At 64.6% G+C, this 12802-nt stretch carries 13 protein-coding genes; 6 read left to right on the forward strand and 7 right to left on the reverse strand.

What is annotated here, in order from left to right:
- Window positions 1-108 precede the first annotated feature (108 nt).
- Genes AC1VON_RS00925 through AC1VON_RS00935 form a run of 3 tightly spaced genes read left to right on the forward strand, consistent with a single transcriptional unit; the run spans window position 109 to window position 3287 of the window.
- Window positions 109-1149, forward strand: coding sequence for a class II aldolase/adducin family protein (locus tag AC1VON_RS00925; protein ID WP_483120035.1), 1041 nt, complete (start codon window positions 109-111; stop codon window positions 1147-1149).
- 15 nt (window positions 1150-1164) lie between these two features.
- Window positions 1165-2439: an FGGY-family carbohydrate kinase gene (locus AC1VON_RS00930; RefSeq protein WP_483120037.1), complete on the forward strand. Its 1275-nt coding sequence runs from the start codon at window positions 1165-1167 to the stop codon at window positions 2437-2439.
- Window positions 2436-3287 carry a TIGR01459 family HAD-type hydrolase gene (locus AC1VON_RS00935; RefSeq protein WP_483120039.1) on the forward strand — a complete coding sequence of 284 codons (852 nt, stop codon included), beginning with the start codon at window positions 2436-2438 and terminating at the stop codon, window positions 3285-3287. The genes AC1VON_RS00930 and AC1VON_RS00935 overlap by 4 nt, the downstream gene beginning before the upstream one ends.
- Here AC1VON_RS00935 and AC1VON_RS00940 read toward each other — a convergent pair.
- Window positions 3274-4284, reverse strand: a complete 1011-nt coding sequence (locus AC1VON_RS00940) for a sugar-binding transcriptional regulator (protein ID WP_445299300.1) — start codon at window positions 4282-4284, stop codon at window positions 3274-3276. The two genes, AC1VON_RS00935 and AC1VON_RS00940, sit on opposite strands and share 14 nt — an antisense overlap.
- Window positions 4285-4440: 156 nt before the next feature.
- Here AC1VON_RS00940 and AC1VON_RS00945 point away from each other — a divergent pair, with 156 nt between their 5' ends.
- Window positions 4441-5235 carry a hypothetical protein gene (locus tag AC1VON_RS00945; protein WP_172348307.1) on the forward strand — a complete coding sequence of 265 codons (795 nt, stop codon included), beginning with the start codon at window positions 4441-4443 and terminating at the stop codon, window positions 5233-5235.
- Window positions 5236-5257: 22 nt separating this feature from the next.
- Here AC1VON_RS00945 and ptsP read toward each other — a convergent pair whose 3' ends face one another.
- From ptsP to AC1VON_RS00970, 5 genes are all read right to left on the reverse strand, one after another.
- Window positions 5258-7240 (reverse strand): phosphoenolpyruvate--protein phosphotransferase, encoded by a 1983-nt coding sequence (gene ptsP / locus AC1VON_RS00950; RefSeq protein WP_483120041.1) that lies wholly within the window; start codon window positions 7238-7240, stop codon window positions 5258-5260.
- A gap of 151 nt (window positions 7241-7391) precedes the next feature.
- Entirely contained in the window at window positions 7392-7772 is a 381-nt protein-coding gene (locus tag AC1VON_RS00955; RefSeq protein ID WP_140772543.1) for a PTS glucitol/sorbitol transporter subunit IIA, read from the reverse strand.
- A 27-nt stretch (window positions 7773-7799) separates the two neighbouring features.
- Entirely contained in the window at window positions 7800-8804 is a 1005-nt protein-coding gene (gene srlE, locus AC1VON_RS00960; RefSeq protein WP_172348304.1) for a PTS glucitol/sorbitol transporter subunit IIB, read from the reverse strand.
- A gap of 17 nt (window positions 8805-8821) precedes the next feature.
- Window positions 8822-9583: a PTS glucitol/sorbitol transporter subunit IIC gene (gene srlA / locus AC1VON_RS00965; protein ID WP_027054143.1), complete on the reverse strand. Its 762-nt coding sequence runs from the start codon at window positions 9581-9583 to the stop codon at window positions 8822-8824.
- Window positions 9584-9636: 53 nt separating this feature from the next.
- Window positions 9637-10074: a transcriptional regulator GutM gene (locus tag AC1VON_RS00970; protein WP_115140659.1), complete on the reverse strand. Its 438-nt coding sequence runs from the start codon at window positions 10072-10074 to the stop codon at window positions 9637-9639.
- A gap of 192 nt (window positions 10075-10266) precedes the next feature.
- Between AC1VON_RS00970 and AC1VON_RS00975 the strand changes: the two genes are divergently transcribed.
- Both AC1VON_RS00975 and AC1VON_RS00980 read left to right on the forward strand, forming a co-directional pair.
- Entirely contained in the window at window positions 10267-10908 is a 642-nt protein-coding gene (locus AC1VON_RS00975; RefSeq protein WP_483120044.1) for a hypothetical protein, read from the forward strand.
- A gap of 105 nt (window positions 10909-11013) precedes the next feature.
- Window positions 11014-11688, forward strand: a complete 675-nt coding sequence (locus AC1VON_RS00980) for an HAD family hydrolase (protein ID WP_483120046.1) — start codon at window positions 11014-11016, stop codon at window positions 11686-11688.
- 9 nt (window positions 11689-11697) lie between these two features.
- Here AC1VON_RS00980 and AC1VON_RS00985 read toward each other — a convergent pair whose 3' ends face one another.
- Window positions 11698-12783, reverse strand: a complete 1086-nt coding sequence (locus AC1VON_RS00985) for a DUF930 domain-containing protein (protein WP_483120048.1) — start codon at window positions 12781-12783, stop codon at window positions 11698-11700.
- Between the last annotated feature and the right edge of the window lie 19 nt (window positions 12784-12802).

A 12802-nucleotide genomic window follows, 5' to 3' on the forward strand; every position in this document is an offset into this window, starting at 1 on the left:
GTTTTGATGATAGTAGATCACTGTTGACGTAAGTCGCTCGCATCTGCGATATCAGCGCCAACAGCGGCCCGGCGACGGGATTTCGTGCAGCGTGGAAGGAAAGGCGCCATGGCAACCCAAGCTGACGCGCAGGAACTGGCGGCCTTGCGGGCACTTTCAGCCGGCATTGGGTTGGACGCGCATATGACCCAGGCGGCGGGCGGCAACACCTCGCTCAAGGCCGGCGACACGCTTTGGATCAAGGCGTCCGGCACCTGGCTGAAGGATGCGCTCACCGACGACATCATGGTGCCGGTGGCGATGGCGCCGCTGCTCAAGGCAGTTGAAGAGCGCGACCCGGCCGCCGACAAGCCGCAGGGCTTCGCCATTGCGGCGCTCAATTCGCGCGGCCTGCGCCCATCGATCGAGACCACGGTGCACGCTTTGATGCCGCAGCGCGTGGTTTTGCATGTCCACTGCGTCGACACGATTTCGCTTGCCGTGCAGGCCGATGGCGAAGCCCAGGTCGCCAGGCGGCTGGGGGGCATCGAATGGGCCTACGTGCCCTATTTCCGGCCGGGCCTGCCGCTTGCCCGCGGCATTGCCGAGAAGCTGCGGCCTGGCGTCGATGTACTGATTCTCGGCAATCACGGGCTGGTCGTCGCCGCCGAAACCGTCGCCGAGGCGGACCGGCTGCTCCGCCGCGTCCGATCACTGCTGGCGCGCCCGGCGCGCGCGACCATCGCACCCGACATCGCGGCCCTGACATCGCTTGCCGGCGAAAGCGCCTACCGATTGCCGGCGGATGTCGAAGCCCATGCCGTAGCGCTCGATCCGGAAAGCCGCCGCATGGCCGGGGCCGGCAGCCTCTATCCCGACCATGTCATCTTCCTCGGCCAGGGCTCGGTCGTGGCGAGGCCCGGCGAAAACGCCGCAGCAGTCACCGCGCGGCTTGGCGCGGCACCCGTGGCGATCCTGTTTCCCGACGCCGGTGTGCTGATGCGCGGCGACGCCAGCGCCGGCGCCGACGCCATGCAGAGATGCCTGGCCGATGTGACGGCACGCGTCGATGTCACGGCCCGATTGAGCTATCTCACCGCCGCCGAGAATGACGAACTGGTCAATTGGGACGCCGAACAGTATCGCCAGAAGCTGAATGCCGCCGGTTAGCAAAGGACTGAAGACATGATGCCACTTGTCATCGGCATCGATATCGGCACATCGGGCGCGCGCGCTGTCGCGATGCGCCCGGACTTTTCGATTGCCGGCCAGTCCGCCGTCCGGCTCGACAGATTCGGCCAAGACCCCCGCGCCCCCTCGGCATGGTGGCGAGCGGCCCAGGCGGCTCTGATGGAACTGCTTTCGGGCATCGACCGCGCCTCAGTCCGCGCCATCGCCGTCGACGGCACGTCGGGTACACTGCTGCCGGTCGACGCCACAGGGCAGCCGCTGGCGGAGCCGCTGATGTACAACGACAAGGTCGCCGAAGGGGATATACTGGCCGCGATCGCCCGCGACGCGCCGGATGCGAGCGCCGCCCACGGCGCGACGTCCGGCCTCGCCAAGGCGTTGCGGTTCCAGCATCTGCCTGATATCGCGGCCGTGCTGCACCAGGCCGACTGGATTGCCGGAAATCTCTCCGGCCGCTTCGATGTCAGCGACGAGAACAATGCCCTGAAGACAGGCTATGATGTCGGGGCCCGCCGCTGGCCGGACTGGATCGCGGCCACCGGCATGCGCATGGACTTGCTGCCTGATGTCGTCGAGCCGGGCGACGTCACCGGCACGCTCGCCGCGGCCGCCGCGGAGCTGTTCGGTTTGTCGCGCAATGTGGTCGTGGTCGCCGGCACCACGGATGGCTGCGCCTCATTCCTGGCGACGGGCGCCACGGCGGCCGGCGACGGCGTCACGGCGCTGGGATCCTCGCTGACCATCAAGATACTGTCCGACCGGCCGATCTCGGCGCCACGCTTCGGCATCTACAGCCATCGCCTCGGCGATGCCTGGCTGGCCGGCGGTGCATCGAATTCCGGCGGCAAGGTGCTGGCTCAGCATTTTCCACTGGCGCGGATCATCGAGCTCAGCGCGGCAATCGATCCCGCGACCGAGACCGGCCTCGACTATTACCCGCTCAGCGTACCAGGCGAGCGGTTCCCGATCGCCGATCCGACCCTTCCGCCGCGCCTTGCCCCGAGGCCGGCTGACGACACCGAATACCTCAAGGCGATGTTGGAAGGCATGGCGGCGATCGAGGCACTCGGCTATCGCAGATTGGCCGAACTTGGCGCGCCGGCGCTGACATCGGTCAGGAGCGTGGGAGGCGGCGCCGCAAATCCGGCATGGACTGATATCCGGCGGCGCAAGCTCGGCGTCGACTTCCTGCCCGCACTTTCCGACGAGGCCGCCGCCGGCACCGCGCGGCTGGCGCTGAGGGGCGCAAGCAAGGCCGGACTCCTATGAGCGCGAAAACAATCGAACGACTCGACGGTATCGGACCGCTGGCTGGCCTCTACCAGGTTTTCCTGCTCGACCAGTTCGGCGTGCTGCATGACGGGCGGGCCCCTTATCCAGGCGCGGTAGAGGCATTGTCGGCGCTAAAGAGCGCCGGCAAGACGGTGGTGCTGATTTCCAACTCCGGCAAGCGCGCCAGGCCCAATGAGGATCGCCTGCTGAAGCTCGGCTTCGCCGCCGGAAGCTGGGACCATTTTGTCTCCTCCGGCGAGGTGGCGTGGCTCTCCTTCAATGACATGGCGGCATCGGGAAGGCTGCGCCCGGGGACAAAGTGCCTGCTGATCAGCCGCGACGACGACCGCACCGCGGTCGAAGGCTTGCCCTTTGTGCTGACGCAGGCCGGCGAAGACGCCGAATTGGTACTGATCTCGGCCAGTGAGGGCGACCGCCATGACCTCGATTATTATCGCCGGCTGCTTGCCCCGGCGGCGGCGCGTCAGGTGTCGTGCTTCTGCACCAATCCCGACAAGATCATGCTGACGGCGGTAGGCCCCCGTTTCGGCGCGGGCGAGATCGCCGATCTCTACGAAGACCTCGGCGGCAGCGTCACCCGCATCGGCAAGCCCTATCCGGCGATTTTCGACGCGGCCCTGGCACTGGCCGGCGAGCCCGATCGCGCCAGCGTGGTCTGCGTTGGCGACAGCGTCGAGCATGACATTGCGGGCGGAAACGGTTCCGGCATCGCCACGGCACTGGTTCTCAGCGGGATATTGGCGGACACACCGGATCTTGCCGCCGTTTTCGACGAGCAGCGGGCCTGGCCCGATTACATTACCAGGTCCTTCAGCCTGCGCTGACCGCCTCGAGCATGCGCTTTGCGGTCTCCTCGTCGGTGATCAGGATCGTCGGCGCGATCAGGTTCATGGCGCCGAGCAGAGCCTCGATCTTCTCCTCGCCGCCGGAGGTCAGGATACGGATCGGCGCCTTGCGCAGGCGGTCGACATCCACCGACATCACCAGGCTGTTGATCGGATGGTCGACCAGATCGCCATTGCGGTCGAAGAAATGGAACAGAAGGTCGCCGACCGCGCCGCGCGACACCAGCGCCTCACGCTCCGCCTCCTTGAGGAAGCCGCCCCGATAAAAGGTCGTCGCCGAGGCGATGCCGCCGATCGACAGCAGCACGGCGTCGAGCGTGTCGGCCATCTCGAAGATTTCCTGCAGGCCGCAGCGCTCCACCAGCGCGATCTTGGTCTCGACGCTGTCGACAACGGCCGGTGTCGGAATGAGATAGCCGTCACCCTGGAAGACCTGGGCGAACCGCCAGGCGAACTCCGCCGGATTGTAGCGACGCGCGACGCCAACGCCGCCCAGCAGCGAGATGACCTTGAAGTCCGAGAGCGACTTGGCGCTGATGAACGGCAGGCTCGAGAACAACGTCCTGCCCCAGCCGACGCCGACGCGCATGCCGGATTTCATCGTATCGGACAGGAAGATCCCGGTCTTGGCGCTGATCGCGGGGATCGGGTCGGCATTGGGCGCGGTGAGCGGCGCCACCAGCGCCTGCTGCAGGCCGAACGTCCGCTCCAGCGCGCGCTCCAGCCGCACGATCTCCGACAATTCGCTCTCGATGGTGATCTTGACCTCGTTGCGCGAACGCGCCTCCGCCAGCATGCGCACGATGGTGACGCGGCCGACGCCAAGCACGTCGGCGATCTCGTTCTGCGTCATCTGCTCGACGAAATACATCCAGGCCGCCCGAATCCTCAGACGATCCGTCCGGCTTTCGCTGACGACCTGTTCGGTCGCTTCGGCTCCCGCCCGACCTTCGTCGATTTGTCGTCGCCTGGCCAAGTCATCCCTCCCCCGCGGTGACGGATGCGCGCGCCGTCACCGATTCTGCATGCTGGTCTACTATCGCCTATTGATCTACCAATCGATAGGAACAATGTAGAGTTGGTGGCCGCCCCTTGCTGGCGGCAATCCACGGCACTTTCGAGGCGAACCGCGATGCTCCGACAAATCTCCGAAGACGTCCGCGTCAACCTGAAGGACCGGTTGCGGGAAGTCCGAGACATCATCCGGCAGAGCCGCCATGACGGCAGCGGCGACGCCAGCGTCCTGCGCGAGGCGACCAGCCATCTGCCGCCGTTTCCCGGCAAGGGCATCGAAGGCTTGCTCAGCCATGCCGCCAGCGCCGTCGACGACGCGTTGTCGATCGCTGAATCCTTTGTTCCGCATGAGCGTCCGATCAAGGTGGACGGCACGACCGTAAAGGGCCTCGGCACCTATTTCCCGGCCGGAAACGAAGAGCGGCAATTGAGTGCCGAGCGCCTGTTCCGGCGCGACATGTACTATCTGGCCAAGGCGGTGCTTGCCGGGCTCAAGATCGAAAACGCCCGCATCCACGAAGCCGATTTCGCAGCCGCTCACGCCGCCATGCGCAAGCGCCATGCTGATTTGTTGGCGGCCCTGGCCGCGCCGGGTGCCGGGCTGCCGGCAATCGCGGCCACCTGCGCGGCATTGCTGGTCGAGTTGCTCGGCCAGCGTCCGGTCCGCTTTGGCGAAGCCGCGCCGGAAATGGCGAGGGAGCGGGCACTCGACATAAGCTGCCTGGCGCCGGTCGTTCTGGCCTGCGGCCTGGCGACCACCGGTCGCGACGGCGCGCCGGAGCCGGACATGCTGGAGATCGCGATCCTGGCGGTCGATATCCGTCATGACCGCATTCTGCAGGCCTGCGCCAAGGCAAGCCCGGTCGACGAGCTGACGCCTGTCTTCGCCACCTTGCTTGCGCATTTGCCGTAGCCCCAGCAGCGCTTTCGGAAATCTATTCCCCGGCTATCATGGCCGTGATCGTTTTCTTGGCGCGCTGGATCGAGGCCGGGCTCATCGAAAGCTCGGTCAGCCCCATCTTCACGAAGGCCGGGATCAGGTCCGGTCGCCCGGCCGCTTCGCCGCACATGCCAACCATGATGCCTGCGGCGACGCCGGCTTTTGCCGTCAGCTCGATCGCCGACATGACCGCCGGATTGGTGACGTCGTTGAGCTTGGCCACGGTCGGGTTCAGCCGGTCGGCGGCCATGATGTACTGGGTCAGATCGTTGGTGCCGATCGAGAAGAAGGCCACTTCCTTGGCCAGCGCCGGGGCGATCAGCACCGCGGCCGGGGTCTCGATCATCACGCCGAGATCGAACGTCGCATGCGGCACGCCTTCGGCCTTGAGTTCGGCGGCGCATTCATCGACCAGTGCGCGGGTGCGCGTGACTTCGGAAATATCGGACACCATCGGCAGCATCACCTTGATGTTGCCATGCACGGCCGCCCTCAGCAGCGCCCTGAGCTGACGCTTGAAGATGTCGGGCCGGTCGAGGCACATGCGGATGCCGCGCCAGCCGAGAAAGGGGTTTTCCTCGTCGGGGAACTCGATGCCGGCGATCGGCTTGTCGCCGCCGATGTCGAGCGTGCGCACGATGACCGGATAGGGCTCGAAGGCCTTGGCCAGCGCCGCATAGGTCTCGGCCTGCATGTCCTCGGAGGGCAGGTGCATGTGGCGCATGAACAGAAGCTCGGTGCGGAACAGGCCGACGCCCATGGCTCCGGCCTCCTGCGCTGCTTCGATTTCCTCGAGCGAACCGATATTGGCCGCGACCTCGATGACCCTGCCGTCAGCGCGCTTCGGCGTCACCGTCTTGAAGGCGGTCAGGCCGGCACGCTCGCTCGCCGCCGCTTCGACACGGCCGGCAAAATCGGCACGCGTCGCCTCGTCGGGGTCGATGATCACATGGCCGGTGTTGCCGTCGAGCGCCACGTCGTGCGCCGTGCGCAAGGCATTGATCTGGTCGCCGAGGCCCAACACCGCCGGAATGCCGTGCGAGCGGGCAATGATGGCGATGTGCGAGGTGGCGCCTCCATGGCCGCAAATCACCCCGCCTATGCGTTTCAGCGGCGCGCGCGCCAGATCCCAGGCGCCGATGTCGTCGGCGATCAGGATGGCCCCCTGCGGAATGTTTTCGAGGCTGACGTCGTCCTGCCCAAGCAGGACGAGACAGATCTGCCGCCCGACGGCATGAACGTCGTCAGCGCGCGCATTCAGATAGTGATCGTCGACTGCGCTGAAATCGGCGGCGATGGCGGACGCGGCGGTGATGACGGCCGAGACCGCGTCGTTGCCGCCCTTGATCGCCTTCTCGGCCTCGCCGGTCAGGCTGTCATCGGCGGCGATATCCCTGAGTGCCGCGACGATGCCACGGTCTCCGGCCGACAGGCTGTCCTGCGCCAAGGCCCGGTCCATGCGCGCCTGGACGGCGGCGACGGCGGCGCGGAACCTGTCAATCTCGCCGGCGATCTCTTCAGCCCGCAGCGTGCGACCTTGCCCGGTGATATCAGGCGGGAAATGCGCGAAAGCCGGCCCGATCGCGACACCCTCGCTTGCCGCGACACCGCGCAAGCCATTTGCTTCGCCGGAGGCAGCGAGCGCAGATTCGGCCGGCGCGGGTGCCGCTTCCGGCCCGGCATCATTGGCCGGGCTCTGCGGCCCCGCTTCATCGTCGAGACCAGCCTTGGGGTTTTCGAGATAGCCGATCAGCGCTTCGATGGCCTCGATGGCATCCGCGCCGTTCGCCCGAACGGTGACTTCCTGGTTTTCCTTGACCGCCAGCAGCATCAGCTTGACCGAGCTCTTGGCGCTGACCGCCTTGCCGTCCTTGACCAGTTCGACATCGGATTCGAAACCCTTCGCGAGTTTGACGAACCGCGTGGCGGGACGGGCGTGCAAACCTTCATGCACTCTGACGATGGTCGAGCGTTCCATGGCAAATACTCTGCTTTTCCTGGAGCTATTTCGCCATTTCGGCGAAATCGCTCTAACTCTTTGTTTTGACGCAATTCCGGACGGAAAACCGTTTCACACTTTTCCTGGAATTGCTCTTGGCGCCAAGACCGGACGGTCCCAGCGCGTGTGTTCAGGCGGCGATGGTGATGATCGCGCCTGTCTCCAGGGCGGCCACGAGCGCTTGGGTATCGACCTGCGATGCGCAGATCTCGCCCGGCCTCTCGGCCTCGGTGGCGCCGTTGAACGAGATGACGACATGGCCCATCTCGAGCACCTTGCTCCATGCGCTGGAGCCTACCGCCGTTATGACGGCTGAAACCGAACCGACGGTGATCGAAGCGCCCTTGGCGGGCGCTCCGTCACTTGGTCCCTGCTCCGTCTTGTGCAGGACGGAGACTTCGGCAAGCTCCGGCGGCGAGCCATCCGCGAACAGGATGAGCACGCCCCCTTCGGCAAGATCCGCCACTTCGGGTCCGATGGAAGTGACCCGTGTTCTCAACAGAACCGTCATATGGCGAACCTCATTTCCTTACTCTCTTTAAAACACGATCAGTGAGACGACCCAGGCGATCAACACCGAGACCGGACCCATGATCTGGCGGCTGATGAGCACCGCCGGCACACCGATTTCGATGGTTTTCGGCTTGGCTTCACCAAGCGCCAGGCCGACAGGCACGAAGTCGCAGCCGACCTGGGTGTTGTAGGCAAACAACGCCGGCAGGGCCATCGCCGGCGAAATCGTGCCGTTGGCGATCTGCGGGCCGATGATGGCCACGCCGATGACCTGCGCGATGACCGCGCCCGGCCCCAGGATGGGCGACAGGAACGGCAGGCCGCAAATGGCCGAGATGATCAGCAGGCCGACGATGTTGTTGGCCAGCGGACCCATCGGCTGGGCGAGCACATCGCCAATGCCGGTGTAGAGGATCAGGCCGATAAGCATGGTCACGAAGGCCATGAACGGCAGCACGTTGCGCACCACCTGGTCGATGGTACGGCGGCCGGCATTGAAGAAAATGCCGACCACCCGGCCCATGACGCGGCCGATCGAGCTGATCAGGCCGATCAGCCCGCCTTCGCTCGGCAGCGGCTGTGGCGCCGCGGCTGCAGTGTTGTTGCCTGAACTCATCGATGCTGCTCCCCCCGCGGTGGTGACCGCCTCGGATCCGTCCGCCATTGTGACGTTGGCCGGTTTCACGCCCGAAACGTAGATGTCCTCCGTGATGAACTGGGCGAGCGGCCCAGCCTGACCGACCGGCGTTAGATTGACGGTCGGGATGCGCTTGCGCGGATAGACGCCGCAGCGTGCGGTGCCGCCGCAATCGACGACGACAACAGCCATCTCGCCTTCGACCGGCGGCGCCTTGAAGCCGTCGACGGCCGTGGCACCGGTCATGTCGGCGATAAGCTGGGCTACGGGATGGATGCCGCCGCCGGTGACGGAGACGACCTTGTCGCGCTGCGCGGTCGGCTCGATGACGAGCGGGCCGCCCCAGCCGGTGGAGCCCCGGGAGATCTTTACGGCTTTGTATGTCTTGGCCATGATTGTCCTCCCCGCCCTTACAGCTCGACGCCCTGGCGGCGTGCCATGATGGTGGTGATGCGCTCGGTCAGCATGCCCTTGAGCAGGATGACGACGAGGCCGACAATGGCGTACCAGATCGCCACCTTGACATGGTAACCGGCGACGACGACGCCCTTCTTCTCAAGCTCGAGCAGAGCCACGAGAATGCCGCCCCAGACGAAATATTCGCCGGGATTGATGTGCGGGAACAGGCCAAGCGGTGGATGCACGTAGGACACGGCCGCGTCATAGAAAGCCGGCTTGTGCTTTTCTTCCAGGAACGATCCGAACGTATAGGCCATCGGATTGGTGAGGAAGAACACCGCCAGCAGCGGCAGCAGCGTATAGCGGGTCAAGGCAATCCTGCCGGCGCCGCGTGCCAGGCCATGCACGCGCTCCTCGCCGACCAGTTCGGTGACGGCGTAGAAGGCGGTCATCAGCACCACCAGCGTCGGAATAATGCCGGTGACGAAGCCGGCGAACACTTCGCCGCCCTTCTGGAAGATGCCGATGAAGTACTTGCCGATGGCGGTCAGCCAGCCGAGCTGCTCTTCCTGCTGGACGTCCTTCAGCTTTTCCTTGAACTGGTCGACGGTGATGGGCCCGCTGTCTGCTTGCGCAAGGACAACGAGATGATCGGAAGCATGCTCGACGGCGAGCTTGCCATGCAATGCAGCATCCGAGACCATCGCACCTGCGACATGCAGATTGTGCACGGCCATGTCGGCATGCTGCGCCAACAACGAAAATACAGACATTTCTCCTCCTTATGCCGGTCGGCCGGTTGATCCCAGTCGGCGCACGGCGTCCTCTATGCCCTTGCTACATTCAAGCCGGCCAGGCCCGGCTTCTTCCCCGGCTCCGACCGTGCTTTGTCGATCTGTTCGATCGCCCGCTTCACGGCCTCGGCCACACCGGGTTCCCCCTCCCCCATGATCGCAGGGTTGGACCGGAGTCGATCGAGGGGAACACCCTCGAATTCTTCATGTCTTTTGAACTTGGTGAAAACGGAACGGCCGCTCATCACCATCATGCGGCGCACGATCAGGTCGGGCGTCACCACGACAAGCGCGATGGTGCCCTTGGCCAGCCGGCCGCGAAAATTGCCGGCTCCGACGAAGCCATCCTTGTACTGGTCGGTGACGCCCCGGAAGACATCCGAATAGTGCCGCATCTGCAGCCAGACGCCGAGCGACTGCAGCGCCCACACAATAACCAGCAGAAGCAGTCCCCACTGCCAAATCGCCATTCGGTTCTCCTCCCGAAGCCTCAGTTGAACCGCACCTTGGACCGGCGCGCGACAACAGCAAAGTGAGAACATTTGTTTCCGCGAATGTCAATATGTATGATATTGGCCTTGGTCGCGGTCATCCACAGGACCGTCGGCCGATTTCGGCGGCGGCACGGCTGTGCTAACCTGCCACCAAACGGGATGCATGCAATGGAACTGCCCTTCAGGGATGAACTGGCCCTTATGCCCGACCTGCGCCATCGGTTGCGGCAGCTGCGCTGGTTCCGCGCCACCTTCCGCGGCAGCGCCAAGGTGGTTTCGGACACGTTCGGCGTGCGCTACGAGATCGACGAGGCGAAGCTCACCCGAGCTTTTCTCGACTGGGTCGAGATCATGGAGGCGCAGAAGCGCTTTGCCGCGATAGACCGCGCCGACTTCATCGTCTTTGCCGCCGGCCTCGTGCTGCGCGAACTGATCAAACAGGCGCCGGCAAGGGAGATCTCCGGCCTCGCGCAGCTCGTCGAGACGGATCAGAATGCCGGCACGCTGGAAATCATCCGCTTCTGGCCGGAAGGCTTCCTCTACACCAACTACTGCGTCTCGGTGATCTCGGCCATCTACGAACAGGAGTTCGGCAAGGCGCCCAGCATCGACAAATGCGCCGACGACCTGCGCACATGGTGGTCCTATCGCGAGAATGTCACCGAGATGCCGGCCTACGCGGTGGCTTTCCTCGACCGCTTCCTCGGTGCCGAGCCGAACTGGATAACACCCGACCGCGCACAGTCCCGGCAAGCCATGCAACGGGCGCTCGGATCCTCCCGCGCAAGCGATGCGTTGCGCCAGCTTTGACTGCTCTCCGTTTTCGAGCCCAAGCGCCATCAGCCCGTCGCACTATTGAACATTTGACTTTTTGCCGATAGCGATGTGCGGAAATTGACTTCAGGAGACAAGTGCGTGGCGCGACCAAGGCCTATCATTTTCGATTGCGACGGCGTGCTCGTCGACAGCGAGCCGCTGGCAGCCAGGGCCTATGAACGCGTCTATGAAAAGCACGGCATGCCAGGCGTCCATGGCGGCATCATCGCCCAGTGCGTCGGCATGAAGCAGTCCGACATCATCGTGCGGATCAGGGAATTGACGGGCCACCAGTTTCCGGCCTCGGCCGACGGCGACATCTGGGCCGAGACCAAGGTCCTGTTCACCGAGGAATTGAAGCCCACCCCTGGGATCGCCGCGTTTCTGGAAGCGCTCGAGGGCGACCGCTGCGTTGCCTCGTCGTCCTCCGTCGAGCGGATAAACCACAGCCTTGCCGTCACCGGGCTGGCGCATTTCTTCGGCGATGCGATCTACAGCTCCTCGATGGTCAAGAACGGCAAGCCGGCGCCCGACATCTTCCTGTTCGCCGCCGCCAAAATGGGCGCCTACCCGGCCGACTGCATCGTCGTCGAGGATTCGCCTTTCGGCATCCAGGGCGCGGTTGCCGCCGGCATGACGGCGATCGGCTACACCGGCGGCGGCCACACCTATGCCGAGCATGCCGCGCGGCTGACCGCGGCCGGCGCCGATTTCGTCTGCGCCGACTGGCATGAAATTAGCCGGCAATTGGCCGGGCTCCGCGTGCCGGCCTAGACTGGCAGGCTAGAGAGGCCGCGGCCATTCGCTGCGTGGAAGCTCAGCGCCGACACGGAAGTCGAACGACAAGACCCTCGTCGCATCGGTGTCGACCTCGCACCGGAAGCTCAGATGGTACCATGTGGTTGTCGTACTGAAGGCGACATCCGGAGCGTAAATTATATTGCCCCCCTTCAGCGGAACTTTCGGCCACTGAATAGGAAAATAGGAACCTTCCACCAGTTGCTGTTGCAACTCGCTGGCGCAAAGTAGGGAAGCACGCTCATTGCGAGGCACGCCGCCCATCGAGGTGGTGGCCAGCGCATCGCTGGTTGCGCCCTGCGAATAGAGCCTGCGAACACTTGGAAGGCCCGAACCGTTCCGCGATGCAGACTTCGAGGCCTTAGAAGTGCTGGGCTTCGGCGCACTTGCAGGTTTGGACTTCGGCGCTTCGGCTGATGGGGGAAGCTCGATCTCGCCGTCGGCAGCCAAAGGCGCTGGTGCCGTGCCCTGTTGCTTGGCGGCGTCGATCGCCGCCTGTTTCTCCGCATCCTGTGTCGGCTTGGCGTCCGTCGTCGCGGTTGCCGACTTCTCCTCAGCCTTGGTTGGATCTGCCTGCTGCTCGGAGTCTGCCGGCTTGACAGGCTGGTTTTCTGCCGGCGGCTCGACCGGCGGCTTCGAAGCGTCATCCTTGGCCGGCGCCAGCGAACTGTCCTGAGCGCTGGCCCCATCCAAGGATTTCCTCGGGCCGTTATCCTTGTCGCCGAACTGAAAAACGGGCTTCAGGACCTCTACCGGCGGGGGCTTCTGTGCCTGCTTTTCGGGCGGAGGTGGCTTTTCAACTCTCTGCTCGGGCGGTTGTTCTACGTTAGGCTCCGGTGGTTTTTCAAACTTCGGTTCCGGTGACTTAGGGGGCGATACGGGAGTAGGTTTCGGTTTCGGCTGATCGGGCGGAGGTACGAGCGCCACATTGACTGGCTGCTCCTCCTGCGGCTTTTGCGGAGGAATTGGCAGGCCATATATCAGGATTGCCGCGACAAGCACGTGCAGGATCAGCGATGCGGGGATGCCCCACAACAGATACCGACGCCGTTCCAGTGCCTCGTCCTTCATCCTGACCGATGTGGAATGA

The organism is Mesorhizobium sp. HAY1-8B (assembly GCF_056868045.1).